Source organism: Nocardiopsis akebiae, from assembly GCF_018316795.1.
GTDB classification, from domain to species: Bacteria; Actinomycetota; Actinomycetes; order Streptosporangiales; family Streptosporangiaceae; genus Nocardiopsis; species Nocardiopsis dassonvillei.
Genome location: NZ_CP074132.1, coordinates 4,344,926 through 4,370,930, shown reverse-complemented (window position 1 = coordinate 4,370,930; position 26,005 = coordinate 4,344,926). Strand labels below are relative to the sequence as shown.

Annotated in this window: 25 protein-coding genes; 15 read left to right on the top strand and 10 right to left on the bottom strand. The window is 73.9% G+C overall.

Annotated elements, in window-relative coordinates; all coding sequences use genetic code 11:
• Window positions 1-8 precede the first annotated feature (8 nt).
• The gene (locus tag KGD83_RS18765; RefSeq protein WP_212640417.1) at window positions 9-446 is read left to right on the top strand and encodes a hypothetical protein; all 438 of its coding nucleotides are present in this window, start codon (window positions 9-11) and stop codon (window positions 444-446) included.
• A gap of 31 nt (window positions 447-477) precedes the next feature.
• Complete coding sequence (gene mobA, locus KGD83_RS18760; protein WP_212640416.1) at window positions 478-1,077, top strand: molybdenum cofactor guanylyltransferase; 600 nt, start codon at window positions 478-480, stop codon at window positions 1,075-1,077.
• A gap of 155 nt (window positions 1,078-1,232) precedes the next feature.
• Here the strand turns inward: mobA and KGD83_RS18755 are convergent, their stop codons facing one another.
• Window positions 1,233-1,442 (bottom strand): hypothetical protein, encoded by a 210-nt coding sequence (locus tag KGD83_RS18755; protein ID WP_013152454.1) that lies wholly within the window; start codon window positions 1,440-1,442, stop codon window positions 1,233-1,235.
• A gap of 545 nt (window positions 1,443-1,987) precedes the next feature.
• Between KGD83_RS18755 and KGD83_RS18750 the strand changes: the two genes are divergently transcribed.
• A complete protein-coding gene (locus KGD83_RS18750) occupies window positions 1,988-2,197 on the top strand; it encodes a dodecin (protein WP_013152455.1) in 210 nt (69 codons plus the stop codon).
• 117 nt (window positions 2,198-2,314) lie between these two features.
• Here the strand turns inward: KGD83_RS18750 and KGD83_RS18745 are convergent, their stop codons facing one another.
• From KGD83_RS18745 to KGD83_RS18735, 3 genes are all read right to left on the bottom strand, one after another.
• On the bottom strand, window positions 2,315-3,103 hold the full coding sequence (locus tag KGD83_RS18745; protein WP_212640415.1) for a hypothetical protein: 789 nt from the start codon (window positions 3,101-3,103) through the stop codon (window positions 2,315-2,317).
• Between the two features lie 155 nt (window positions 3,104-3,258).
• Window positions 3,259-4,023 (bottom strand): cell wall anchor protein, encoded by a 765-nt coding sequence (locus KGD83_RS18740; RefSeq protein WP_212640414.1) that lies wholly within the window; start codon window positions 4,021-4,023, stop codon window positions 3,259-3,261.
• A 127-nt stretch (window positions 4,024-4,150) separates the two neighbouring features.
• Window positions 4,151-5,668: an LCP family protein gene (locus KGD83_RS18735; protein ID WP_212640413.1), complete on the bottom strand. Its 1,518-nt coding sequence runs from the start codon at window positions 5,666-5,668 to the stop codon at window positions 4,151-4,153.
• A 495-nt stretch (window positions 5,669-6,163) separates the two neighbouring features.
• Here KGD83_RS18735 and KGD83_RS18730 point away from each other — a divergent pair, with 495 nt between their 5' ends.
• Together KGD83_RS18730 and KGD83_RS18725 are read left to right on the top strand one after the other, a co-directional pair.
• Entirely contained in the window at window positions 6,164-7,072 is a 909-nt protein-coding gene (locus tag KGD83_RS18730; protein ID WP_212640412.1) for an Lrp/AsnC family transcriptional regulator, read from the top strand.
• Window positions 7,073-7,515: 443 nt separating this feature from the next.
• Window positions 7,516-8,268 carry an RraA family protein gene (locus tag KGD83_RS18725; protein ID WP_212644496.1) on the top strand — a complete coding sequence of 251 codons (753 nt, stop codon included), beginning with the start codon at window positions 7,516-7,518 and terminating at the stop codon, window positions 8,266-8,268.
• 210 nt (window positions 8,269-8,478) lie between these two features.
• On the opposite strand, the gene KGD83_RS18720 is transcribed toward KGD83_RS18725, so the two are convergent.
• Window positions 8,479-9,180 (bottom strand): FadR/GntR family transcriptional regulator, encoded by a 702-nt coding sequence (locus tag KGD83_RS18720; RefSeq protein WP_047870336.1) that lies wholly within the window; start codon window positions 9,178-9,180, stop codon window positions 8,479-8,481.
• Between the two features lie 169 nt (window positions 9,181-9,349).
• On the opposite strand from KGD83_RS18720, the gene KGD83_RS18715 reads away from it, so the two are divergent.
• Window positions 9,350-10,636: a CynX/NimT family MFS transporter gene (locus KGD83_RS18715; RefSeq protein ID WP_212640411.1), complete on the top strand. Its 1,287-nt coding sequence runs from the start codon at window positions 9,350-9,352 to the stop codon at window positions 10,634-10,636.
• Here the strand turns inward: KGD83_RS18715 and KGD83_RS18710 are convergent.
• The 4 genes from KGD83_RS18710 to aceA all read right to left on the bottom strand — a co-directional run bounded on the left by KGD83_RS18710 (window position 10,605) and on the right by aceA (window position 13,782).
• On the bottom strand, window positions 10,605-11,426 hold the full coding sequence (locus tag KGD83_RS18710) for a CPBP family intramembrane glutamic endopeptidase (protein WP_212640410.1): 822 nt from the start codon (window positions 11,424-11,426) through the stop codon (window positions 10,605-10,607). The genes KGD83_RS18715 and KGD83_RS18710 overlap by 32 nt on opposite strands.
• Before the next feature lie 115 nt (window positions 11,427-11,541).
• A complete protein-coding gene (locus KGD83_RS18705; RefSeq protein WP_212640409.1) occupies window positions 11,542-11,811 on the bottom strand; it encodes a hypothetical protein in 270 nt (89 codons plus the stop codon).
• A 195-nt stretch (window positions 11,812-12,006) separates the two neighbouring features.
• Window positions 12,007-12,219: a DNA primase gene (locus KGD83_RS18700; RefSeq protein ID WP_249352473.1), complete on the bottom strand. Its 213-nt coding sequence runs from the start codon at window positions 12,217-12,219 to the stop codon at window positions 12,007-12,009.
• 264 nt (window positions 12,220-12,483) lie between these two features.
• Entirely contained in the window at window positions 12,484-13,782 is a 1,299-nt protein-coding gene (aceA, locus tag KGD83_RS18695) for an isocitrate lyase (protein ID WP_212640407.1), read from the bottom strand.
• A 215-nt stretch (window positions 13,783-13,997) separates the two neighbouring features.
• On the opposite strand from aceA, the gene KGD83_RS18690 reads away from it, so the two are divergent.
• The 9 genes from KGD83_RS18690 (at window position 13,998) to KGD83_RS18650 (ending at window position 23,350) form a co-directional block, all read left to right on the top strand.
• Complete coding sequence (locus tag KGD83_RS18690; protein WP_212640406.1) at window positions 13,998-15,437, top strand: helix-turn-helix domain-containing protein; 1,440 nt, start codon at window positions 13,998-14,000, stop codon at window positions 15,435-15,437.
• 165 nt (window positions 15,438-15,602) lie between these two features.
• Entirely contained in the window at window positions 15,603-16,832 is a 1,230-nt protein-coding gene (locus tag KGD83_RS18685) for an acyl-CoA dehydrogenase family protein (RefSeq protein ID WP_212640405.1), read from the top strand.
• Window positions 16,833-17,150: 318 nt separating this feature from the next.
• Window positions 17,151-17,333: a hypothetical protein gene (locus KGD83_RS18680; protein ID WP_212640404.1), complete on the top strand. Its 183-nt coding sequence runs from the start codon at window positions 17,151-17,153 to the stop codon at window positions 17,331-17,333.
• Between the two features lie 71 nt (window positions 17,334-17,404).
• Window positions 17,405-18,184 carry a hypothetical protein gene (locus KGD83_RS18675; RefSeq protein ID WP_212640403.1) on the top strand — a complete coding sequence of 260 codons (780 nt, stop codon included), beginning with the start codon at window positions 17,405-17,407 and terminating at the stop codon, window positions 18,182-18,184.
• A gap of 34 nt (window positions 18,185-18,218) precedes the next feature.
• Entirely contained in the window at window positions 18,219-18,896 is a 678-nt protein-coding gene (locus KGD83_RS18670) for a TetR/AcrR family transcriptional regulator (RefSeq protein WP_212640402.1), read from the top strand.
• A gap of 237 nt (window positions 18,897-19,133) precedes the next feature.
• On the top strand, window positions 19,134-19,532 hold the full coding sequence (locus KGD83_RS18665; RefSeq protein ID WP_212640401.1) for a MerR family transcriptional regulator: 399 nt from the start codon (window positions 19,134-19,136) through the stop codon (window positions 19,530-19,532).
• Entirely contained in the window at window positions 19,532-20,509 is a 978-nt protein-coding gene (locus KGD83_RS18660; RefSeq protein ID WP_212640400.1) for an aldo/keto reductase, read from the top strand. The genes KGD83_RS18665 and KGD83_RS18660 overlap by 1 nt, the downstream gene beginning before the upstream one ends.
• Before the next feature lie 166 nt (window positions 20,510-20,675).
• Window positions 20,676-23,228 carry a hypothetical protein gene (locus KGD83_RS18655; RefSeq protein WP_212640399.1) on the top strand — a complete coding sequence of 851 codons (2,553 nt, stop codon included), beginning with the start codon at window positions 20,676-20,678 and terminating at the stop codon, window positions 23,226-23,228.
• A complete protein-coding gene (locus KGD83_RS18650) occupies window positions 23,126-23,350 on the top strand; it encodes a hypothetical protein (protein ID WP_212640398.1) in 225 nt (74 codons plus the stop codon). Before KGD83_RS18655 ends, KGD83_RS18650 begins: the two co-directional genes overlap by 103 nt.
• A gap of 113 nt (window positions 23,351-23,463) precedes the next feature.
• On the opposite strand, the gene KGD83_RS18645 is transcribed toward KGD83_RS18650, so the two are convergent.
• On the bottom strand, window positions 23,464-25,767 hold the full coding sequence (locus KGD83_RS18645) for a HelD family protein (RefSeq protein WP_212640397.1): 2,304 nt from the start codon (window positions 25,765-25,767) through the stop codon (window positions 23,464-23,466).
• Window positions 25,768-26,005 lie beyond the last annotated feature (238 nt).

The window sequence follows — 26,005 nt, the reverse complement described above, 5'->3', positions numbered from 1 at the left end:
TTCCCTGCATGGGACACCGACACCCGAGCAAACTCAAGAACTCCGAGGTGAGCCACGCCCGCGCCCGCTGGCTGCTGCGGGCCGAACTGGACGGCTGCGACGAGTGCCGCCGGGAGGGGGACCGAGAGGCCTTGGCCGACCTCGCCACCGGCGGCGTGTTCGACTCGCTCCTCACCGGGTTCGTGCTGTCCCGCACCCAGCACTGGTACTCCCCGAGCAGGCCGGTCACGTACCCGGCCACGGTGTACCGCATCGCCCCCGTCGACGAGCGCGACTTCTGGCGCCAGCCCACCCAGCACTGCATGCGGGTGTGCACCGTGCAGGGCTCGGAGGGCACCAGCGTGGACACCGTCCCCGCGCTCAAGGAACTGCGGTTGATGTCGATGGACCACCGCCGGACCGTCCTGGACGACGTGATGGACGGGCTCGCCGAGACGGAGGGGTGAGCGCGCCGCCGCCGTGGGCCATGCTGGGACCATGAACGAGACCCTGGACGCCGTCGTCCTCGCCGGGGGCGCGGCCCGCCGCATGGGCGGCGCCGACAAGCCCGGCCTGTCCGTGGCCGGACGCACCCTGCTGGAGCGGGTCACCGACGCCGTCCGCGCCCACAACGCCGGGGCGGGGGACGGCGGACGGGTGATCGTGGTCGGCCCGCCCCGCGAGAGCCCGCGCGCGCTCTACGTCCGCGAGGACCCGCCCGGCTCCGGCCCCGTCCCCGCGCTGCGCGCCGGTCTGCCGCACGTGCGCACCCCCCGGTTCGCGCTGCTGGCCGCTGACCTGCCCCACCTGGACCCCGGACACCTGGCCGCCCTGCTCGCCGCCGCCGACCAGGACGCCGACGGCGCGGGCGCGGTGTTCGCGGACTCGGCCGGACGCGAGCAGTGGCTCACCGGCGTGTGGCGCACCGGGGCCGTGCGCGCCGCCCTGGCCGACTACCAAGGGCGCTCCCTGTACGGGCTGCTCGGTCCCCTCGCGCCCCGCGCGGTGGCCCTGGCCGACGACCTGGCCGTGGCCGACTGCGACACCCCCGACGACCTCGACCGAGCCCGCCGGATCCTGGAGCCGCCGACCGGTTGAGCGCCGCCCGGGGTTGCGCGGGCGGCCGGCGCAGCGCGGGTCCTTCCGGGCGGGGCGGGCGCGGTCTCCGGCCGTGCCGCCCGGAAGGCGACCCGCCGCGGAGGCCTACGCCGGGCCCGGTCCCCGCAGACCCGGACGACGGGTCCCGGGGCCGGTCAGCCCTCGAACTCGTCCATGGGGACGGTCTCGCGCAGGAACCCCCGCATGTCCAGGAAGGAGGACAGGTACTCGCGGTGCTCGTCGCAGGCCGTCCACACCTTGCGCCGGTCGGGGGTGTGCAGCTTGGGGTTGTTCCACACCAGCGCCCACGTCGCCTCGGCGCGGCACCCGCGCCGTGAGCACTGCGTCTCCGCCGGTTTACCCAATGCTGACCCCCAAGCCGGGAAACTGCCTCCGTGGTCAAGCCACGGGCACGTTCGGGTCTTCGCCTCCGGCCGCCGGCTAGGGCGGCCCGGGGCCGGACACAAGGCGACGCCGGGTGGTTACGGGGGCAAACCACCCGGCGTCGCAGGCGGTGCTCCAACGGGGGCTCGGAACACCGCTCCCGCGCTCCGACGGGGGACCGAAGCGCTAGGACCCAATGTACACCGATGCCCCCCGGTGTACGTCAAGAGTCAGTTACGACGTTGTCTCGGGAGAGTCCCGCCAATAAGAGGTCTTAAGTCCAATTTCGTCAATTACCTGGCATTTCGTTCATATCACCTGCTATGCGGGGTGCGATCGCGGGTCAAGCCGGTCCCAGCGGCGTCCCCCGGAAGCCCCCGCCAACGGCAAAGCGCCCGGCCCCTCCGCGCCGGCGCGAGGCGGGTGCGCCGGGAGGGCTCCGTGTGGTTCCGGGGGATTGGGGGGAGGCAGGAGGCGGGGGGTCGCGCTCCGCGCGGCCGAGAACCGACCACGCAGGGGGTCCCACATGTCCCACAACACCTACCGCGTCACGGAGATCGTCGGAACCTCGCCGCAGGGGATCGACCAGGCCATCCGCAACGGCATCGACCGCGCCTCGGCCACGCTGCGCGGCCTTGACTGGTTCGAGGTCACCGAGATACGCGGCCACATCGAGGAGGGCGACGTCGCCCACTTCCAGGTCGGCCTCAAGGTGGGCTTCCGCCTGGAGGAGTGAGGACGGGCGGTCGCGGTCACGGCCCGTGTCCGCCGTGACCGCGGCCGCCTCACCCCCGTGCCGACAGCGGCTTGCCCGGCCGCCCTCCGCCGCGCCCGCGACGGCTCCGGGGCCGCCTCACCCGCCATCGGGGGCCTCCCGCCCGCGCTGCACGTCCACGTGCACGTGGTCCAGGTGGCGCAGGATCTCGTTGTCGGGATCGGCCTCGTAGTCGCGCCACCCCAGCGACGGGAAGCTCGTGCTCCAGATCCGGTCGTCGAAGATGATCACGTCGATCTCGTAGTCGGGCGCGTGCGCGATCAGCCAGTGCGCCATCACCCAGCCCGCGCGGCGGTTGTCCTCGTTGACCGGCCGGTAGAAGACGTCGATCGCGCGCCCGTCGTAGTGCGCCGAGTCGTCGCCGTGGCCGGTGTCGAAGCCGCCCGGCTCGTAGCCGCCCAGGCTCAGGTCGGAGAAGTGCGCCTCCATGCCCTCCAGCAGGCGCTGGGCACGCGGCCTCAGGCCCGAGGGCTCCAGCCCCTCCTGCGCCTCAAGGTCCGGGTTCTTGGTGGAACGGCAGGTCAGAGACGGGCCGGCGTCCTCCTCCGGGCCCCGCTCCAGCAGCGTCGTCACCGTCTCGGGGATGTCGCTGGTGTCGGGCGCCCCGATCGGGGCGCTGTCGCCCTGCACGGCGACGGCGGCCGCGGTGGTCGCCCGCCGGGCCTGGTCCCGGTCCAGGCGCACGTCCACCTCGCCCGTCCACACCGAGCACTCCGGCCCCCAGGGCGTCGAGGCGGGGAACAGGTCGGTGTTGCGCGCCACCCAGCGCGCGCTCACGACGGCGACGACGGCCAGCACCAACAGAACGGCCACGGCCATGAGCACGCCGGTCCACCGGCGCTCGGGCCGCGAGCTGCTGTGTGTCATGCCCCGCTCCTCCGTGTTCGTGCCGGGCGGTGCCGTCACCGCCGACGCGTTTTCAGAGAGACAACTCCCGGGAGGACCCCCGGGTTTCCGGCGGCGCGGACATTTTTTCCCCCTGCCGGGGCGGCGCTACCGTCCCCGGAGGCCGTCCTCGCGGGTCACCGGACCGACCACAGGACGAACAGCCCGCCCAGGACCAGGGTCAGCGCCCAGATCCGGTCCATGGTCACGCCGCGCCAGCGCAGCGCGTGCACTCCCAGGAAGTCGTGCGCGAGCAGCGCCGCCACCCCCGCCGCGCCCAGCATCGCCAGCGTGTGCACGCCGGTCGCGGCCAGACCGACCAGCGTCGCGTCCCAGAGGGTCCAGGCCCCCTCGGCCACGGACCCGCCCGCCGCCTCCGCGCCAGCGCCTCCGGCCGCCTCCGCCGCCGGGCCCTCCGCTCCGCCGTCCGGGGCCGCGTCCTCCGCCGCGGCCTCCCCCGTCCCGGCGCCGTGTCCGCCGTGCCCGCCGGAGTGCGTGTGCGCGAGCTGTCCCGCCAGCACCGGCATCAGCATCAGCCCGGCGCCGTGCGCCGACGACATCAGGAACGACCACGCCGACAGCTGCCACAGCGGCAGCCGCACCTCGCGCCACTGGAAGTGCCGGTGCGACAGCAGCATCACCAGCCCCACCAGAACGATCAGCGTGCCGCCCGCCACCGGGAAGAGCACCGAAGCGGTGACCGATCCGGTGGCGGTGACGGCCACGGCCGCCACCGCCACGCTCGCGGCGTGCCCGGCGGCGATGGCGGGCAGTGACCGCAGCACTTCCGCGCGACCGCCCTCCTGGAGGCCGCGGCTCACGGCCAGCAGCCAGCCCATGCCCGGGTGCAGGCCGTGGAAGGCGCCCAACGCGGCGAGGGTCCAGATCTGCGCGGGGGTCACCGCGTCAGGGTCACACGGCGGTGAGCGGCCCGCAACGGTCCGCGTTCTTCTGACCGACACCGGTCACGCGCGGTTGCGCGCGGCCCCCGCGGGGGAGCGGGGGCCGCGCAACGGGTTCAGCGCCCGCTCAGGGGCACAGGGCCTCCAGGCTGCTGGGCTCCTCGCCCACCTGACGGCCCGGCTCCTCGGGCTCCTCCTCGTCGAGGCCCGTGTACTCCTGCCACTCGGTCGGCCCGTCGTCCTCCGCCGGCCCGGCCGACTCCTCCTCGGAGGGGGCCCCGGATGGCTCGGCGGCCACGTCGTCGCCCCCGGGCCCAGCACCGGTGATCGCCTCGGCGACCAGGGTCTTGACCTGCTCCCAGTCCGGGTTGGCCGTGTTGACCTGGGGCGGGGACAGCTGGAACGTGCTCATGCTCCCGGTGTCGGTGACGCTGTCGGCCAGCTCGACGAACGCGGGCACCTTGGCCTGCGGGATGTCCGTGCTCAAGGTGCGCTCGGTGGCGCCCGCGAGCCTGCGGTAGCTCGTCAGGACGGTCATCGGGGCGACCTGCTCGGCCACGTACTTGATCAGGCAGCCCTGGCGGCCCATCCGGCCGTAGTCGTCGCTGTTGGTCCGCGAGCGGCCGTACCAGAGCGCGTCGTGGCCGTCGAGGCGGCGCAGGCCCGGCTCCAGCACCCCGCCGTGCACGCCGTAGGGGATCGGCTCCTCGATGAGGACCTCCACGCCGCCGATCGCGTCGATCAGGTCGCGGAAGCCCATCATGTCGACCATCGCGTAGTAGCCGATCTCCAGGTCGAGGTTGTACCCGATGACCTTCTTGAGGGTGTCGGCGGAGGGGTCGGCCGCGTCCGGGTTGAGCGCGAGCTCCTCGGGTTCCTCGGCCACCGTCTGGTACACGTCGTTGAGCAGCAGGTCGAAGCCGTAGGGCTCGGGGTAGCGCTCGGCCAGGGCGCTGTCCTCGGGGAAGTGCACGTTCTCCAGGTTGCGCGGCAGTCCCACCAGCACGGTGTCGCCGGTCGCGGTGTCCATGCTGGCCACCATCATGCTGTCGGTGCGCACCCCGTAGCGGTTGTCCGCCGAGTCCGAGCCGATCAGCAGCACGCTGACCCGCTCCTGGCCGTTCCACGGGTCGGCCTCGTCGTGTGGGGGCAGAAGGGGGTCCTCATCGGCGTGGAAGACGCTGTTCAGCGTCTGGTAGGCCGTGTAGCCGCCGTGCAGGGCCAGCGCCGAGGGCGCCGCGACGGTCAGGCACAGCAGCAGCACCACGGCCGCGCCGAGAACCCGCGAGTTCCGGGGCGCCCCCACGGGCCGGGTGATCACCCACGAGTGCACGATCACAGCCAGCCACAGCACCGCCGCGACGAACACCACGCCCATGGCTCCCAGCAGCCACTGGTCCTGGAGCGCCATCGTGGCCAGCCGCGCCATGGTGTTCGCCTCGTCGGCGCCCAGCCGCCACGCCCACACGGCCAGCCCCAGGATCCCGGCCAGGTAGACCCCCAGGATCACCGCGCCCGCGACCCTTCGGCGCATCCGCAGGTGGGCCAGCCCGGGGAGGGGAACCGACGCCGCGGTCCACAGCAGCGCCCGGCCCGTAGCCGGGCGCGCGGGCGCCTCGTCCCGCTGATCGTCCTCCGCTGTCACCGGTGGTTCCTCTCCAGCCGCGGGGCGGGACCGCCCCGTTGTCTTCGCCGTGCCCGCCGCGGTCGCCGTGCGGTGCCACGCCGCGGGCACGGACTCGTGTCCGAAACCTCTGATATGTACACGCCGGAGAAGGGTCATCCGATTCCCCTACGGGCCTACCCGTGCTTTTCGGACGTACCGTGCGGGCCGTCCTCCTCCGGGCGTGGAGAGCCCGCGGGGTGCGTGTGCGGGCCCGACAGTTCTCAGTGTGGCGCTTTGCGAGGGTTTGTGTGCACCGCTACTCAGTCATGAGGGATGTTCTATACAAGTCTGTTATGTGTCTCGCACGCGGCGGATGGGGCGTTGGCCGACCCCTCCCACGCCGCCAAAGGGGGAGATCAACCGATTTCTTTGGCGATCAGTAGTGCGAGCACGCCGCAGCTGCGATGATCTGGCCGCAGGAGGGGGCGTCGTCCGGGGGAAGGGCGGCGTCATGGGAACGAAAGGCAAGCCATCGTGCTCGATGCGGTTGACACCGCGCTCATGCGCGCGCTGCAAGGGGACGGCCGAGCGACGTTCCAGGCACTGGCCGACGGAGTCGGTCTGTCGAGGACCGCGGTACGCGCCAGAGTGCGCCAGCTCGTGCAGTCCGGGGCGATCAGGATCGTCGGGGTGCTGCACGCCGGGGTCGTGGGAATGGAGGTCCTCAGCCACGTGTCGTTCCGCGTCAGCGGCCCCGTGGGACCGATGCTGGACGCGCTGGGGGAGAGGGAGGCGGTGACCTTCGCCGCGCACTCGGCCGGGCGTTTCCCGGCCGTGGCGCAGGTGCGGGTGGCCGACGACGCGGCCCTGACCAAGGAGCTCTCGGAGCTGCGCGCGCTGCCCGGTGTGGAGGGCGCGGAGGTCTTCCGCGCCAACTCGGTGTTCAAGGACGCCCACAGCAGCGTCCGGGAGCTGCGCGACGTCGAACTGGACGCCTTGGACTGGCGCCTGGTGCGGCAGCTGCTCAGGGACGGCAGGTCCTCCTACGCGGACCTGGCGCGCCAGGTGGGGCTGTCGCAGGCCGCGGCCCGTTCGCGTGTGGTGCGGCTGCTCGACTCCGGCGTGGTGCACGTGACCGCGCTGGTCGAGCCCACGGCGGTGGGGGCCAACGAGCGGCTGGGCTTCGGCCTGCGCTGCCGGGGCGACGCCGAACTGCTGGGGGCCGCGCTGGCGAACATGCCCAGGATCTCCTTCCTGGCCAGCGGTTTCGGGCGCTACGACGTCATCGGCACCCTCACCGCGCCCGACCGCTGCCAGCTGGTGGAGGCCCTGGAGTGGGTGCGCGCCACCCCGGGGGTCGGCTACGTGGAGTCCTGGGACCACCTGTCGGTGCGCAAGGAGCGCAAGGGGGGCGACCGTCCCCTGGAGTGGGTCGCGCCCTAGGCAGTGTTCTCGGACCTCCGCTCCGCTCCGGCCCACCCGTCGCCCGCCGTCGCCCGTCGGGGGCGCTGCGCGTCGGGACGGGCTGCCGTCCTCAACGGACGTCTGCGGAGCGGTGCCTTCCTTGTTCGGGCGCCCGGAGAACGGGAACCTTCGGCACCGGAGCCCCGTGGGCGCCCGAACCGGACCCCCACAAGCTGAGACCGGTTCGGAAAACAGACCCCTGGGGGCCGGCGGCCCCGGCGGCGGGCACGCTGGGTAGGCGCGGGCGGCCTCTTCTGTCCGTATCTGTAACCAGCGGTAGCATTTTTACGTGTTTCCGGCGCGCATGGCTTGCGTCACGCTTAAGTTACCGGTGAGTATGGGAAGGGGTCGGTCCGTACCGGCCGCACCGGGCGCGGGTGTAGTGGGAGGCTGACGTGGCACTGGCGGATACGTTGACGGCTGTGGGCACGGTGGCGCTCGCGCGCTGCGGCGGCCGGCCGTTCGGGACGCACCTGTTCTCCGTCTGGCCGGGAGCCGCCTTCGCGGCGACCGCCTTCCCGGTCCGCTGCACGCCCGGGGACAACCTCGCCATCCACGTCGCCGTGGCCCAGGCCCCGCCCGGCTCCGCCCTGGTGGTGGACGTGGCGGGGGAGGCCGAGTACGGCTACGTGGACGAGATCCTCGCCGTCGCCGCCAGCACCCGCGGGGTCGCGGGCATCGTCCTGGACGGCTGCGTCCGCGACATCGCGGCCATCGCCCGGTGCGCGCTTCCGGTCTTCGGGGCCGGGGTCGCGGTCCGCCAGGCCGCGCACGAGGCGGGCGGCTCGGTGGGCCGCCAGATCAGCATGACGCCGGGCGGCCCCGCGCCCCTGCCGGTGCGCCGGGGCGACTGGATCGTCGCCGACGACGACGGCGTGGTGTGCCTGCCCCGGGGGCAGGTCGGCTCCATCATCGCCGCGACCGTGGACAGCGTCTCGCGCGAACGCGAGATCATCGACGCCGTCTACGCGGGTGAGAGCACCCTGGACCTGCTCGGCCTGGACCCCTCGCGTGTCGCGGGCTGGGAGGACCGCTCCGAGCACCGCTCGCGGCGCTCCGGGCGCCCGCGGGCCCTGGGCGCCCTGCGCGACACCGCCGCGCGCGGCGCCGAGGGCCATCCTGCGGCCCGTTCGCGGGTCTGGCCGCGCTCGGCCGTGGGCGACCCCCGGGAGTGAGCCGTGGGCCCTCTCGGCGGCGGCCGGGGCGGTTCCGGAAGGCGTCGCCCGGACCGGGGCGCCCCGGTCCGGGCGACGCACCCGCCGGGTCCGCGCGGGCCCCTCGGCGGCGGAACGGGCCCGGTGCGCGCGCACCGGCCCGGAAGCGTGTGGGAACGCTCCCAGGCCTTCAAGGAGCCGCCCGGCCGGACCGGGTCCGACGCGGGCCGCTCAGTCCTCGGTGAACGAGAGCAGCTCGTCGATGTAGCAGGTGGCCTCCCGCGCGGCCCCGGCCGCGTCGGCGTCGCGGATCGCCTCGGTCAGCTTGGAGTGGTCCACGCCGTCGGTGGCCGAGGAGGGCCGGTCGGTCGCCTCGGCGCCCTGCTCGTAGGCCGTGTGGGCGATGCTCGCGTACACCACCTGCGCGATGTCGTCGTACAGGTCGATGAGCAGGGTGTTGTGGGTGGCGTTGACCACCGCGCGGTGGAACGTGAAGTCCGCCTCCACGAACGCGCCCATGTCGCGCTCGCGCCAGGCGGCCTCGCGCAGCGCCATGGCGCGGTCGATGTCGGCCATGTCCTCGTCGCTGTGGCGCAGCGCGGCCAGCCGGGCCGCCTCCACCTCCAGTGCGCGGCGCACCTCCAGGTTCTCCCGCAGGCGCGAGCGCTCCAGACGGCGCCGCAGGGCGCCGCCGAGTTCGCTGGAGGCCCGCACGAAGGTGCCCGCCCCCTGGCGGATCTCCAGCAGCCCGGCGTGGGCCAGGGCGCGCACCGCCTCGCGGACGGTGTTGCGGCCCACCTCGAGCTGGTCGGAGAGTTCCGACTCGGTGGGGATGCGGTCGCCCACACCCCACTCGCCCGAGTCGATCTGTGCTCGTAACTGACTGATGACCTGGTCGACGAGACCGGTCCGGCGTGTCGAGGCGAGGGGCACGCGTATACCTCCTAGGGGCGGGTCGCCGGATGACTGGGCCAGCGCACAGGTACGGAACGGTTAAGGCCGGAGCTTAGACCAGTTACCGACGGGAATTGGCTTTGAACGGTAATGCGTTATCCTCATGAAGTACATCGGGTCATCCTATGAATTTCTGCGAGTCGCCTCCATGAGCGCCGGACCAGCCCCCCGCACACCCGTGACGAGCGGCCCCGCCGCAGGCCGGACCGCCCCGAGCCGTCCCCCGCGCGCGGCACTGCTGCTGCTCGCCGCCGGGATCGCCCTGGCGGCCCTGAACCTGCGCACCGCCATCACCAGCGTCGGCCCCGTGCTCGACGAGGTGACCGCCGGGCTGGGCATGACCGCCGTCGGCGCGGGGATCCTCACCACCCTGCCCGTGCTGTGCTTCGCGCTCTTCGGCGGTCTGACCCCCGTCCTGGGGCGCCGCCTGGGAGAACACCACCTGCTGGTCTACGCGCTCGTCGCCCTCACCGTCGGCCTCGCCGCACGCGCCGCGGCTCCCGAGCCGTGGATGTTCCTGGCCCTGAGCGTGGTGGCACTGTCCGGCGGCGCGGTCGGCAACGTCATCCTGCCCGCCCTGGTCAAGGAGCACTTCCCCGACCGCGTGGGCCTCATGACCACCGTGTACACCACCGGCCTGGCGCTGGGCACCACCATCGCCGCCGCGGCCACCGTGCCCCTGGAGCAGTCCACCGGCGAGTGGCGCGCGGCGCTGGGCGCCTACGCGCTCTTCGGCGTCGCGGCCGCCGTCCCCTGGCTGCTGGTGCTGCGCCACGAGCCCGCTCGCGGCGACGCCTCCCAGGCCCTGGGCTTCGGCCAGGTGCTGCGCACCGGCCTGGGCTGGCAGTCCGTCCTCTACTTCGGCACCCAGTCCTCGGTCGCCTACATCATGTTCGGCTGGTACGCGCAGATGCTCCGCGACCAGGGCATGGACGCCCAGACCGCGGGCCTGGCGCTGTCCTACCTCACCGTCCTGGGCATCCCCATGTCCCTTGTGCTGCCCACGCTGCTGACCCGGACCAGCGACCAGCGCCCCTTCGTGCTGGCCTTCTCCGCCGCCTACCTCGCGGGGCTGGCAGGGCTGTGGTTCGCCCCCCTGTCGGGGGTGTGGGCCTGGACCACGCTCGTGGGGATCGGCATGGGCAGCTTCGTCTTCGCCCTGACCGCCTTCGCGCTGCGCACCCGCACCGGGGCGGGGACGGCGGCGCTCTCGGCCGTCAGCCAGAGCCTGGGCTACCTCATGGGCGGGGCCGGGCCCTTCCTGTTCGGACTGCTGCGCGAGGTCAGCGGCGGCTGGCACGCGCCCCTGCTCCTGCTGGCGGCGCTGGTCGCGGGCAACCTGGCCACGGGCCTGTTCCTGGGCCGCCCCCGCTACCTGGAGGACGCCATCGCCGCCCGCGGCCTCACGAGGGCAGCCAGTCCAGACGGCCGATGAGGTAGACCGAGCCGACGAAGGCCACGACGTCGATGACCGTGTGCGCCACCACCAGGGGCATCACGCGTCCGTAGCGCAGGTAGAACCAGCCGAAGACCAACCCCATCACCAGGTTGCCGAAGAACATCCCGACGCCCTGGTAGAGGTGGTAGAAGGCGCGCAGCACCGAGCTGGCCAGCACCGCCTTCCACGGCGTCCACCCCAGCTGCCCCAGCCGGTGCAGCAGGTAGCCGACCACGATCACCTCCTCCAGGATCCCGTTCTTGGCCGCCTGGAGCACCAGGACGGGCACGTCCCACCAGTTCCCGGCCAGGGTGCTGGGCCTGATCGTGACCGTCAGCCCCAGCTGCCAGGAGGCCACGTACAGCGCCAGGCCGCTGAAGCCGATCAGCGCGGCCAGCAGGGCGCCGGCGCCCAGGTCGAAGCCGGGGCGGCGCACGTCGAAGCCGATCGTGGCCGAGGAGTCGCCCGAGCGGCGCAGTAGGTAGGCCACCAGCAGAACCGGGACCAGGGCGCTGGCCAGCGCGAACAGCTGCCAGGACAGGTCCAGCCAGGGGCGCTCCTGGTCCGCGCGGGGGCGCACCAGGCTGGCGGTCTGCTCGGCCAGGGACTGGGGCTCGGTGAGCACGCCGAGGAAGGAGATGGTCGCCGAGACCGCGGCGGCGCCCAGGGACAGGGCGAGCACGCACAGGATCTCCCAGCGCAGCAGGCCCCGCTCGACGGGAGCGGAGGGGGCGGGAGGCGCCCCGGAGGGCAGTCCGGCGTCCGGGGTGCGGGTCTTGTCGGTCACGCGTTGCAATGTACGCGCTGTCGGCGGGGGCCGGTGACCTGGGGGAGCGGGGCGCGCCGGGGCGCGGCCCGAGGGCCCGCCCCGGTACGGGCGGCCGTGCCGACGCCGGGGGCGGTCAGTCGGTGTCGTTGTTCTCCATGTCGCCCTCGCCGCCGTTGTCCTCGTTCCCGCCGTCGTCGTCCTCGCCGCCGTCCTGGTTGTTCTCCTGGCCGCCGTCGTCCTCGTCGCCCTGGTCGTCGCCCGGGGTGTCCACGGTCGGGGCGTCGGCCCCTTCGGGGTCCTCGCAGGCCGCGACGCCGAACACGGCCACGGCGGCGATCGCCGAGCCCGCCAGCGCCCGGCGCAGGGCGGTCATGGTCTGCCTGCTGATGTCCTCGAAGCTCATCGCCGACTCCCTCGGGTCGCGGCTGGTGCCGGGGGCCGCCCGGTTCCGGGAGGCGGGCACGAGCCGGGTGTTATCCGTCCGTGACCCACCCTAGGGTGTGCTCCGTGTCCGTGGCCAGGAAAGCGCGGAGAGTGACGGGCCGCGCCGCCGCTCGGGGCGTGCCCGGCGGCGGCAGCGGGTCAGCGGGGCGCGGGCTCAGTCCTCGTCGTCACCGTCGTCTTCTCCGTCGTCGTCACCGTTGTCTTCTCCGCCGTCGTCTCCGTCGTCTCCGTCGTCGCCCTGTTCGACGTCCACGTTCGGCATGAGGTCGTCGCAGGCCGCGGTGCCCAGGACCACGACGGTGGCCAGGGCGCCCACGGCGAGCACCCGGCGCAGTGCGGCCAGGACGGTGAGGAGCGGTTCGAACATCTTCAAGCCAGACCTCCGGATCTGCGGGCGGGCCGCGGGGGCGCGGCCCCGTGCAGCGGCCAGCCTAGGGTCCGGCCGCGCGGGCGGTCGGGGCGCCCCCGTCCCTCCGGGGCGGACCCGGCGGACGCCGCGCACGGGACAAGCCGCCGGCCATGCGCGTGTGACACGGAGCGCGCATGGCCGACGGCTAGGGGGCGGAGGCCGCCCGCCCCGCCCCAGCCACGAAAGCGGGGAGGGACGGCCTCCTGGGAACGAAGACCAGTGTCAGTGAGCCGCTGAGAACTGGTCTTCCTCGGTGGAGCCGGTGAGAGCCGTGGTGCTGGCCTCGGGGGAGATGGTCGTGCTGATGGAGTCGAAGTAGCCGGTGCCGACCTCGCGCTGGTGGCGGGTGGCGGTGTAGCCCCGCGACTCTGCCGCGAACTCGGCCTCCTGGAGCTCGACGTACGAGGTCATCCCGTTCTGGGCGTAGCCCTTGGCGAGGTCGAACATCGAGTAGTTGAGAGAGTGGAAGCCCGCCAGGGTGATGAACTGGAACTTGTAGCCCATGTGGCCCAGCTCGCGCTGGAACTTGGCGATGGTCGCGTCGTCCAGGTGGCGCTTCCAGTTGAAGGACGGCGAGCAGTTGTAGGCCAGCATCTGGTCCGGGTACTCGGCCTTGATCCGCTCGGCGAAGTCGCGGGCCACCTCCAGGTCCGGGGTGGCGGTCTCCATCCACAGCAGGTCAGAGTGCGGGGCGTAGGCCAGGCCGCGCGCCACGCAGGCCTCGACGCCGTTGCGGAAGCGGTAGAAGCCCTCGGCGGTGCGCTCGCCCGTGATGAAGGGCTGGTCGCGCTCGTCGACGTCGCTGGTGATCAGGGTCGCGGCCTGGGCGTCGGTCCGCGCGATGACCAGGGACGGGACGCCGGCGACGTCCGCGGCCAGGCGGGCGGCGTTGAGCGTCTTGACGTGCTGCCCGGTGGGGATGAGGACCTTGCCGCCCAGGTGGCCGCACTTCTTCTCGGAGGCCAGCTGGTCCTCCCAGTGCACGCCCGCCGCGCCGGAGGCGATCATGCCCCGCATCAGCTCGTAGGCGTTGAGGACGCCGCCGAACCCGGCCTCGGCGTCGGCCACGATCGGCGCGAGCCACTCGGGCGCGCTGTCGTCGCCCTCGGCCCAGGTGATCTGGTCGGCGCGCATCAGCGCGTTGTTGATGCGGCGGACCACGGCCGGGACCGAGTTGGCCGGGTACAGGCTCTGGTCGGGGTAGGTGTTGCCCGAGAGGTTGGCGTCGGCCGCGACCTGCCAGCCGGAGAGGTAGATGGCCTTCAGCCCGGCGCGGACCTGCTGGACCGCCTGGTTGCCGGTGAGGGCGCCGAGGCTGTTGACGTAGTCCTCGGTGCGGAGAAGGTCCCACAGGCGCTCGGCGCCGCGGCGGGCCAGGGTGTGCTCCTCGGTGACCGAACCGCGGAGCTTGACCACGTCGTCGGCGGAGTAGGTGCGCTCGATGCCGGCCCACCGGGGGTTGGTCTCCCAGTCGCGCTGGAGTTCGGCGCTGGCTTCCTGTCGTCGAGCGCTGGTGCCCATGTTCGATCCCGCCTTACGTGTAGTCCCCAAGTGTTCACACCGGTCGAGAAGGCCGGGTCAGAGCCAGGGGGTGAGCCCTGAGCGGTAAGTTCCCCGCCGGTAACTAGATTCTTGGGCAACTTCCGAGTCTTTTCCACTCGAAATCTTGCGAAGATCGACGTTTCTTTCCGTACTATGAAGCCATGGCGTACTTTGGTGCTGAAGAAATACCGTCTTTGACGGGTGACCTGGATCTCGTCACCTTTGGTCAGCGGCTCCGCCACCTGCGGCGGGCGCGCGGCCTCACCCTTTCCGACCTGGGCGAACGCGTCGGCCGGGCCCCCTCCCAGCTCTCCCTGCTGGAGAACGGCAAGCGCGAGCCCAAGCTCTCCCTCCTCACCTCCCTGGCCTCGGCACTGGGCGTCTCGGTGGAGGAACTGCTGTCCAAACAGCCCCCGAGCCGCCGCGCGCAACTGGAGATCGCGGTCGAGGAGGCCCAGCGCGACACCCTCTACCAGGACCTGAACCTGCCGCACCTGAGGATCGGCAAGCGGGTCCCCAACGACGTGCTCGAACACATCGTGGGCCTGTACGGGGAGCTCCGGCGGCGCAGCGCCAAGCCGACGGCCACCCCCGAGGAGGCCCGCCGGGCCAACGCCGACCTGCGCCGCCAGATGCGCGAGCGCGGCAACTACTTCGAGCACATCGAGAAGGCGGCGGCCCAGACCCTCGACGCCGTCAACTACACCGCGGGCGCCCTGTCCCAGGGGCAGATCCTGGCCATCGCCACCCACCACGGGTTCTCCCTCAAGTACGTGCAGGACCTGCCCCGCTCGGTGCGCTCCCTCACCGACCACGTCAACCGGCGCATCTACCTCAAGCGCGAGACCACGCTGGGCATGCACAGCCCGCGCACGATCCTGCTCCAGACGCTGGGCCACGTCGTGCTGGGCCACGGCAAGCCGCGCGACTTCGGCGACTTCCTGCGCCAGCGGGTGGAGGCCAACTACTTCGCCGCCGCCGTCCTCATCCCCGAGACCACCGCGGTGCGCTACCTCCAGGAGGCCAAGCAGGCCCGCGACCTGTCGGTGGAGGACCTGCGCGACGTGTACTCGGTCTCCTACGAGATGGCCGCGCACCGGTTCACCAACCTGGCCCACCGCCACCTGGACCTGGTCTGCCACTTCATCCGCAACGACGAGACCGGCATCATCTACAAGGCCTACGAGAACGACGGCCTCGTCTTCCCCACCGACGACACCGGGGCCATCGAGGGCCAGCGCATGTGCCGCCAGTGGTCGGGCCGCCAGGTCTTCGCCTCGCCGGACCGCTACTCGATCTACTACCAGTACACGGACAAGCCCAACGGCACCCACTGGTGCGTGGCGCACGTGGACCCCAGCCGCGAGCGCAACTTCGCCATCACCCTGGGCGTGCCCTACAAGGAGTCGCGCTGGTTCCGCGGGCGCGAGACCACCAACCGCACCAAGTCCAACTGCCCCAGCGGCGAGTGCTGCGTGCACCCGCCCGCGGACCTGGCCGCGCGCTGGGAGGGCAACGTGTGGCCCTCGGCCCGCGCGCACTCCCACGTGCTCTCGGCGCTGCCCTCGGGGAGCTTCCCGGGCGTGGACGAGCACGACGTCTACACCTTCCTGGAGAAGCACAGCGTCGACTGAGCGGCGGGTCCGGCGGGGGAGGTCGAGGAAGGGGGCCGGCGCGCGCCGACCCCCTTCCCCCGCGCGTGCCGCCGCGCGGCGTTGTGGCACGCGAAGCCTGCTGTTACCGTTGGTAACACATGCTGGCCCCCTCCCCCGGAGGGCCCCGAAAAAGGATGTGAGCGCATGAGCGAGGCCACCGCGCCCGGCTTCAGCCTGGAACTGAGCGAGGACGTCCGCGAGGTCCGGGACTGGACCCACGGGTTCGCCGCCGACGTCATCCGCCCCGCCGCCGCCGAGTGGGACGAGCGGGAGGAGACCCCCTGGCCGATCATCCAGGAGGCGGCCAAGATCGGCCTGTACTCCCTCGACTTCTTCGCCAACCAGTGGCTGGAGCCCAGCGGCGTCGGCATTCCCGTGGCCTTCGAGGAGCTGTACTGGGGCGACCCGGGCATCGCCCTGGCCATCACCGGCACCGGCCTGGCCGCTGTGTCCGTCGCCGCCAACGGCACGCAGGAGCAGCTCTTCGAGTGGACGCCGCAGATGTTCGGCACCCCCGACGACGTCCGCCTCGCCGCGTTCTGCTCCTCCGAGCCCGACGCGGGCAGCGACGTCTCGGCCATCCGGACCCGCGCCGTCCACGACCGGGCCAAGGACGAGTGGGTGCTCAACGGCACCAAGACCTGGGCGACCAACGGCGGTATCGCCGACATCCACGTCGTGGTCGCCTCGGTGGAGCCCGAGCTCGGCTCCCGCGGGCAGGCCACGTTCATCGTGCCGCCGAACACGCCGGGGCTGAGCCAGGGGCAGAAGTTCGCCAAGCACGGCATCCGCGCCTCGCACACCGCCGAGGTGGTCCTGGACGACGTGCGCGTGCCCGGATCGTGCCTGCTGGGCGGCAAGGAGAAACTCGATGAGCGCCTTGCCCGCGCCCGCGAGGGCAGGGGGTCCAAGGGCCAGGCCGCCATGAAGACCTTCGAGGCCTCCCGCCCGACGGTCGGCGCGATGGCGGTGGGCTGCGCCCGCGCCGCCTACGAGTACGCCCGCGACTACTCCACCCAGCGCGAGCAGTTCGGCCGCCCGATCGGCGAGAACCAGGGCGTGGCCTTCACGCTGGCCGAGATGGCCACCCGTATCGACGCGGCCCGCCTACTGGTGTGGCGCGCGGCGTGGATGGCGCGCAACGACAAGGACTTCGACAGCGCGCAGGGCTCGATGAGCAAGCTCTACGCGAGCGAGACCGCCACGTTCGTCACCCAGAACGCGGTGCGCATCCTGGGCGGCAACGGCTACACGAGGGAGTACCCCGTGGAGCGCTGGCACCGCGACGCCACCATCTTCACGATTTTCGAAGGGGCCAGTGAGATCCAGAAGCTCATCATCGGCCGCGCCGTCACGGGCCTGCCCGTGCGCTGAGGCCGCCCGGACGGGAGACCGGCCCCTTCGCGTGACTCCACGCGCGGGGGCGGACCGACCGGCCCGCCCCCGCCCGTGCGCGGACGCCGGTGCGTTTCCGCGGCCAACCGGTGACTGGATGGGATCGGCGCTTCTGCGCTGAGTCATGAACCCCCCGCATCCGAGCGCCTCCCCCTCCGCCTCCTCCGGCACGCCCACCCCGGCGGACCTGCCGGAGGAGGGCAGGGGCCTCACCTCCTGTCAGGACGGGCAGCGCCGGGTCGCCGTCCAGCCCGGCGGCCGGATCCGGTTCCGGAGGAAGCGGGCGGCACGGAGATCGTGATCGGGTCGGTCAGCGGGGGAGAGGTGACCTTCCAGCAGAACCGCTCCGATGGCGGCTCGACCACGGTCACGCTCGAGGAGGCCGGTCGGGGCAGCGGCGTGCTCGCAGGCGGGAACACGTTCACCCCGGCCTTCCCCGAGACCGGCGACGGCGAGGCCGTCACGCAGGTCGACGTCTGACCCATGCCCCGGAGGCGGGGCTCTCCGGTCCGCCCGTTCGCCATGCGGGTGCGACCCCTACCCTGGCTCGCATGGACACCACCGCGGGCAACGGCGCCCCCACCCTCACCATCCCCACCGGATACAACGGCCCCGACGGGTCGGGCAACGGCGGCTACACCGCCGGACTGCTCGCCGCGCGGCTCACCTCCGTCGGCGGACCGGCCGTCCAGGTCACCCTGCGCACCCCGCCGCCCCTGGGCCGCCCGCTGACGGTGGAGAGCGGCCCCGGGAACGCCCTGCACCTGACCGACCCCGGAGCCGGGGAGGGCACCCGCCTGGTGGCCGAAGCGGTGACCGCCGACCTCCCGGGCACCTCCACCGTCCCCGGCGGCCCCGTCACCGTGCCCGGGGCCCGCGAGGCCGAGGAGCGCTACGCGGGCCTGACCGACCACCCCTTCCCGCGCTGCTACAGCTGCGGCCCCGAACGCGCCGAGGGCGAGGGCCTGCGCCTGTTCGCCGGTTCCGTGCGCCCGGGCACCGGCCCCCACGGGGTCGGCAACACCGTCGCCTGCGCCTGGACCCCGCACCCGTCCCTGGACGAGGGTTCCGGCATGGTCGACCCCGCCCAGGTGTGGGCCGCCCTGGACTGCCCCGGCGGCTGGTCCAGCGCCATCTCCGGCCGCCCCGCCCTCCTGGGCCGCATCACCGCCCGCGTGGACGAGACGCCCCGGATCGGTGAGGCCCACGTGGTGACGGGGTACCTGGAGGCGGTCGACGGCCGCAAGATCACGACCGCCAGCGCCCTCCACGACGGCGCGGGCCGCCTCCTGGCCCTGGCGAGGGCCACCTGGATCGCGCTCCGGGCCTGATCCGGGGCTCCGCGAGCCGCTACGGTGAACCCTTGTGGCACTCGAACGCGCGCGGCCGACCGCGCTGACCGACAGCAGTGACGCCTCCGGCGCGCCCGTGCCGGAGGCCCCGGCCGCCCGCGCGGGGGCGGGCGCGCGCGGGCGCGACCCCGAGCGGCGCCGCGCCATCCTGGACGCGGCCGACCGGGTGATCCAGCGCGACGGCCCGGACGCGTCGATGGTGGTCATCGCGGCCGAGGCCGGGATCAGCAAGCCGATCCTGTACCGGCACTTCGGGGACAAGGGCGGCCTGTACCGGGCGCTCGCCCGCCGCCACGTCGACCCGCTCATCGAGCGCATCCGCGAGGAGCTGCACCAGCACACCGGGTTCGAGGTCCGGGCCCGCGCCACGGTCGGCGCCTACCTGTCGATGATCTCCCAGAACCTCAACCTCTACCGGTTCCTGATGGACCGGGCCACCTCCGAGGACTCCCGGACCCGCGGCGACCTGGGCATGATGGTCCGCCGCCTGGGCGAGGAACTCGCCGACCAGCTCGTCGCCGAAGGGCGCGTCGGCGACCGACCGCGCTCCCAGATCGTCGCGCACGCCGTCGTGGGCATGGTGCAGGCGGCGGGGGAGTGGTGGCTGGAGCACCCCGGGGTCGGGGAGGAGGAGATCATCGACGACCTCACCGCCGCTGTGGTCGGCGCGATCCGCGCCAGCGAGACCTAGGCAGTGTTTTTTGAGCCTCCGCTCCGCTTCGTCCCGCCCGTCGCACGCCACCACCCCCAACCGACGCCTACGGCGCGGTTCCCCCCCACGGGAACCCGCCTCCGGCACCTTCAGAACCCCGTGGGCGCCCGAACCGACCCCCCGCAAGCCGAGACCGGTGCGAAGAACAGACCTTAGACGGCTTTTTCCTCTTCTCCCTTGACCTGGAGTGCGCTCCAGGTCCCATGCTTGCTGTCCATGAGGGACTACTACACGCCGGGCCAGGTCGCGCAGCGCTTCGACCTCACCCTGGACACCCTGCGCTACTACGAGAAGGCGGGTCTGCTGCGCCGGGTCGAGCGCTCCCCCAGCGGGCACCGCCGTTACCGGGCCGACGACGTCGAGCTGCTGGACATGATCCGGTGCCTGCGCGAGACCGACATGCCCATCGTCCGGCTGCGCGAGTTCGCCGAACTCATCCGCGAGGGCGAGCACACCGTTCCCGACCGTCTGGACCTGCTCCAGGGCCACCAGGAGCGGTTGGACGAGCGCATGGAGGAGATGCGCCGGTGCCAGACGGTGATCCAGCACAAGATCGACCACTACCGCGGCGTGCTCGCCGCCCGCGCCCCCGAACCCCTCAAGGAGACCTCCTGATGCGTTACACCACCATCGGCGACCGCCGCGTCAGCGCCCTGTGCCTGGGTGCGATGAAGTTCGGCAGCGAGACCGACGACGCCACCTCCGCCGCGCTGCTCGACCGCTTCGTGGCGGCCGGGGGCACCTTCGTGGACACCGCCGACTGCTACCAGTTCTGGGTGGAGGGCTTCGAGGGGCACGAGAGCGAGACCTTCCTGGGGCGGTGGCGGCGCGAGCGCGGCGTCACCGACGAGGTGGTCGTCGCCACCAAGCTCGGCGCGCAGCCCACCGTGCCCGGCACCGGGATGGAGACCAAGGAGGGGCTGTCGGCGCGGGCCGTGGCGACGGCCGCCGAGCGCAGCCGCGAGCGCCTGGGGATGGACCGCCTGGACGTGCTCTACGCCCACAACGAGGACCCCCGGACCCCGCTCACGGAGACCCTGGAGGCCTTCGCCGCGCTGGTCGACGAGGGGGCCGTCTCCCACCTGGGGCTGAGCAACCACCGCGCCTGGAAGCTGGAGCGGGCCCGCGCCGTCACCGAGGCCCGGGGCTGGCCGCGCCCCCGGGTGCTCCAGTACCGGTACAGCTACCTCCAGCCCCGTCTCGACGTGCCGCTGCGGTCCGCGGGCCACATGCACGCCACGCCCGAACTCCTGGACTTCGTCCGCGCCGAGACCGCCGAGGGCCGCGACTGCACGCTGGTCGCCTACACCTCCCTGCTGTGGGGCGCCTACACCCGGCCGGAGAAGGCCGCCGGGCTCGACCGGGCCTACGACCACCCGGGTACCCCCGCCCGCCTGGCCGTCCTGGACGAGGTCGCCCGCGAGACCGGCGCCACCCGCAACCAGGTCGTGCTCGCCTGGCTGATGGGCGGCGACCCGAAGGTGGTGCCGCTGGTGGGGGTGAGCTCCCTGGAACAGCTGGACGAGGCGATCGAGGCCACCGACCTGGTGCTCAGCGACGAGCAGTGGAGGCGCATGGCCGAGGCGGGGTAGCTCGGCGGCGGGCGTGGCCGGGGCCGGTCACCAGTCTCGGACAAACCACGTGTAACACCTCATATGTATTCATGCGCGGTTTTCACCATCCTTTGACCGGATACCTTCCCTAGTGGCGGCGGAGCGGCCGCGCCGCATCGGTCCGCGAACCCGTGGGAGGGGCGACTTGCCCGACAGCACGTACCACCAGATCCACTTCGCCTGGGCCGAACCCACCCTCCTCGGCCGCTTCGGCCCCGGGCCGGCCGCCTCCTCCCTCCCCGAGGCCGAGCAGCCCGTCCTGCGCTCATGGCGGGACCGCCTCCTCCCCGCGCTCACCGCCGACTACCGCTCCGCGCTGCCCGACACCGACCCGGGGGAGTACCCCGAGACCCTCTGGGCGCGCGCCTACCCCGACGGGCAGGCCGCCCTGGTCTACCGCTGGCCCGGCGACGTCCGGTCCGCGCACGCCTGGGCCATCGTGGGCCCCGCGCACGGCCTGACCCTGCCGCGGCTGCTCTCCCTGCACGAGAACCCCCACACCCGCCCTGCCCCGCGCCGACCCCCGGAGCCGGGCTGGGCGACCATGGACACCCTGCCCACGCCCGAGCCCTGGGAGCGCACCGCCGCGCCCGGGGCCGTGCGCACCCGCGACCGGCGCGCCGCCGAGACCACCGTCGGAGACGAACCCCTCCTGGTGGGCGCGGTGGCCGCCGCCCTGTACCGGCCCGACGCGCCGATCCACATCGCCCTGGCGCCCGAGCGGGCCGACCTGTGGCAGGCGGTGCAGCTGCGCTTCCTGTGGGGCGTGCACCGGGTGCTGCACGACGTGCTCACCCCGCCCCGCGCCATCCCCGCGGCCGGGTGGAGCTGGTCGTTCTCCACCTACGACCCGGTGCTGGGCACCTCGGACGGCCAGCACCTGGCCTTCGGCCCGCCGGTCGCCGACGCGCCCGGGCCCTTCCTGCGGCCCCCGGACCCCGACTACCGCGCGGTCGCCGAGGGGCTGGTGTCCGTCCTGCGGGAGGAGGGCGGGGACGCGCTCGCCCGCCACCTGAGCGATCGCGGTATCGCCGGGGCCCCGACCTTCGCCGACCGCCGCGCGCTGCTGCGCGACTGGCTCGACCCGCGGCCCCGGCGGTTCGACGACGTCCCCGCCCCCGAACGGCTGCCGGACGAGGACGCCGTGTACGCAGGGGAGCCCCTGCCCGACCTGCCCGAGGTCGAGGCCCCGGGGGAGGAGGAGACCGGCCCGTGGCCGCTTCCCGGGTCCCGCGTCCCGGTGGGCCGCCCGGGCCTGGACGCGGAGGCGGTCCCGGGTGTTCCCGGCGGCCAGCGCTCCCTGAAGGGGATCACCGACGAGGGCGTGGAGTCCTCCGCCGCCAAAGCGGGCGGCGGACGGCTCGGGGACGGCGAGGCGGACGGGGACAACGAGGCGCTCTGGCCCGAACCCGCGTCCGAACCCCCGCCGCGGGAACCGGCAGGCGACGGCCCCGGTGACGCTCCGCCGCGCCCGCACCCGCGCATCGCGCCCGCCCGGGGGCAGAGGTCCGCGGCCCCGGAGGGCCCCTCCGCGCGGTCCGGTGTCTTCGGGGCGCCCGAACCCCACCGCAGACCGCGTCTGGTCCCGGACACCGGCGGACCGGCTGACCGTGCCTTCGGGCCCGGTGACCCCGAGCCCCGTCGGTCAGCGGACGAGGAGGCGGAGCGGAGCGGGTCCCGGTCCGCCGGTGCGCCCGTGCCGGACGGACCGGAGGGGGAACCGCCCCGCGAGGGCGGGCAGCCCGCCTCCCGGAGCGGCCGGGAGGCCTTCCGGTTCCTCGGCCGCGGCAGACGCGCCGCTCCGGAGCCGGACGAGCCCCCGACCCGGGGTGAGGAGCCACGGGACGGGGCCGCGCCCGCCCACGGAGCACCCGAAAGCGGGACCGTGTCCGCCCTCCCGAGCGGGACGCGGGAGGAAGCGGCCGCGACGGAGCCCCCGTCCGCGTACGGAGCGCGGCCGGAGGAGGCCGTGCCCGCCCCCGAGGACGGAGCGCCCTCGGACGGGTCCGGCCCCCGGGCCGGAGCCCCGCGCGAGGAGAGCGCGCAGGCGTCACCGGCCCCGTCCCAGGACACCTTCGGAACGGGCGGCACTGTGGGCCGCGCAGGCGAGTCCGCCCCGCCCCCGAATCCCTGCCCCAGCCACCCGCCCCCGCGGACGAGTGGACCATCGCCGCCTCCCCCGGAACGCGGGGGACGCCGCCGGACAGAGGGACCGAGGAGCCCGACCCGGCTCCGGGGCCCGGCCTCACGGACGGCCCCGAGGACCGCGCCCCCGCCGACGCGCCGCCCCTGCCCGTGGTCCCCGAGCCGGAGACCGGCCCCCCGGCGGCTGCGCCCCTCGACTACGCGACCGAGACCGAACCCGACCCGGAGCACTTCCCCGACGGCGAGGTCCCCGAGGACAACTGGCCCACCCAGTACGTCGACCTCCCCCTGGCCCGGCTGGAGCGCTGGCACTCCCGGCACGGACCCGAGGGCGCCCGCGTCGACATCCTCGACGCCCGCGCCGCCGTCCGGGCCGAACGCTCCGAACTCCAACGGGTCCGCGAGGAGCGCGATCACTACCACGCGGAGGTCCAGGACCTGCGCCGCGAGGTGGCCCGCCTGGACCGGCCCTGGCTGGACCGGGAGGACGAGCAGGAGGACGTCCCCGAGGCGTCCCGCCCCCGCCGCTGGCCCTCCCGCGCCCTGGCCCTGATCCTCCTGGCGGCCTTCCTGGCCACCGGACTGGAGGCGGGAGCCCGCTTCGGCCTGGGCACCCTGGACCTGTTCGGGCTGCTGGGCGCCGCGATCACCGGCGCCTCCTGGTGGCCCCTCTGACCGACTGACCGGCGACACCGGAGCCCGGCCCGCCGACCGGTCTCCCCGCGTGCCCGCCCCCGTGCACGGGTCCGTCCCGGTGGGCCCGCACCGGGGTGCGGACAGCCCCGGCCTCACCCCTCGGCGGCCCCGGTCAGGCGTCCCAGCACCCGCGGCAGCTCCCCGGTGTGGGCCACCGCCAGCCGCCGCGTGGCCCGGGTGACCGCCACGTACAGGTCGTTGCCGCCGCGCGGCTGCGCCAGCACCGCCCCCGGTTCCACGACCACCACCGCGTCGAACTCCAGCCCCTTGGACTCGGTCGCGGTCAGCACCACCACCGCCTCCTCCAGGGGGTCGCGCACCCGCCCCGGGACCGCCGTCCCCGGCCGCGCGGCCCCCGGCAGCGCCGCCGCCACCGCGTCCGCGTGCCGGTCCGCGGTGACCACCGCGACCCGGCCGTCGCCGACCGCGGCCGCCTCCTCGGCCACCAGCGCGGACAGCTCCGCCAGCGACGCCAGCCGCACCGCGCGCGGCGGGTCGCCCTCCTCGCGCACCGACTCCGGCACCTCCTCGCCCGGAGCGGCCACCCGCAGCACGTCGGCGGCCACCGCCATGATCGGCTCCGGCGTGCGGTAGTTCACCCGCAGCCGCTCCACGTGCACCTTGCCGGGCGCGTAGGGTTCCAGCGCCTCCGTCCACGAACGGGCCCCCGACGCGCTGCCGGTCTGCGCCACGTCCCCCACCACGGTCAACGACCGGGTCGGCACGCGCCGCATCACCGTGCGCCAGGCCATCGGCGACAACTCCTGGGCCTCGTCCACGATCACGTGTGCGTACGCCCACTCCCGGTCCGTGCCCGCCCGGTCCGCGGTGGTGCGCGCGGCCCCGGCGTCCCGGTGACGCGCCGCCAGAGCCGCCGCGTCCATCATCCGGTCCTCGAACAGGCCGGTGAACTCCAGCACCCCCTGCGCGTACCGCTCCTCCTCGGCCCGCTCGGCGTCCTCGCGGCGCTCGCGCTCCCGAGCGGCGCCGTCGTCCTCCCCGAGCAGGTCCGCGGCCTCGTCCAGCAGCGGCACGTCCTCCACGGTCCACGGCTCCCCCGCGGAGCGCGCCAGGAGCGCGCACGCGTCCCCGCCGAACCCGGCCCGCGCGCCCACCCGCTCCAGCGCGGCCGGGTCGGCGAACAGCTCCCGCAGCAGCCGCTGCGGGGTCAGGTGCGGCCACAGGGCCTCCAGCGCCTCCCGCACCGGGTCCTCCGACCACAGCCGCGCGCCCGCGAACTCCAGGTCCCCCTCGTCCGCGGGCCGCCCGAGCAGGCGCGACTCGGCCCGGGCCAGCTCCGTGAGCAGGGACCCGACCGCGTACTTGCGCGCGGTGTTGTGCGGCAGGCGCAGCCCCCGGGCGGTCCGCAGCACCCGTTCGCACAGCGCCCCCGGCACGCGGAGCGCGCCCGCGTCGGTCTCCACGACCAGGTCCGCGCCGCCGAACGCCTCCAGCGGCGTGCGCTGGCGGTCGGCCACGGCCGCGTGCAGCAGGTCGGCCATCGCCAGGCAGCCCTTCACCGCCGCCGCGGCGTGCGCGTCGCGGCGGGTGGCCGCCACCCCCGGGAACAGCTCACCGACCGTGCGCATCACCGCGTCGGTCTCCCCTAGGGAGGGCAGCACGTCGCCCACGTAGCGCAGGAACGCCGGGTTGGGCCCCACCACCAGCACCCCGCGCCGCTCCAGCACGGCGCGGTGGGTGTAGAGCAGGTAGGCGGCGCGGTGCAGGGCCGCCACGGTCTTGCCGGTGCCCGGCCCGCCCTGGACCACCAGCACTCCGGCCAGTCGGGCGCGGATGACGCGGTCCTGTTCGGCCTGGATGGTGGCCACGATGTCGCCCATCCGCCCGGTCCGGCCCCGGCGCAGCGACGCCAGGAGCGCGGCCTCCCCGACCAGTTGGCGGCGGTCGGTCTCGCTCAGCCCGTCGGGGTCGAAGACCTCGTCGTCGAGTCCGAGCACCCTGCGGCGGCGCACCCGCAGGTGGCGGCGGCGGGTGACCCCGTGCGGGTCCCCGGGGGTGGCGGCGTAGAAGGGGCGTGCGGCCGGTGCCCGCCAGTCCACCAGGATGGTCTCGTACTCGGCGTCGCGCAGCCCGATCCGGCCCACGTACCGGGTCTCGGGCCCGTCGCCCTCAGGGGAGAGGTCGACGCGGCCGAAGCACAGGCCCTCCTCCACCGCCCCCAGCTGGGCGCGGCGGCGCGCCTGCTCGTAGGAGCGGGTCTCGCGCTCCACGAGGGCCGCGTACCCCCCGCGTTCCTGGAGGTGGGCGGAGGCGAGCTGCTCGGAGGTGTGGGCGCGCAGGGCGTCCAGGCGCTCGTACATCGCGCTGACCCTGGCCTGTTCCGCGGTCAGGGCCGACGGGGCGCCCCCGTCGGCGCCGGTTTGACAGAACTCCATCGGCTTGCTATGCTCCGTATATTGGATTTTTTGTGCGCAAATCCAAAAAGCGACAATGGGTTACGCACCCTAGCACAGCACCGCGCGCCCGCGCGAGAGCGCTTTCACGCTCTCCCGCCGACGCGCCGCCGCGCGTCCCCACCCTCCGCTCCGCGCGAGTTCCCCGCACGTCGCGGCCGGAAAACCTCCGTGTCGGCCTCCCAAGCACACACCGCACCCGCTACACTCGTGCCCATGC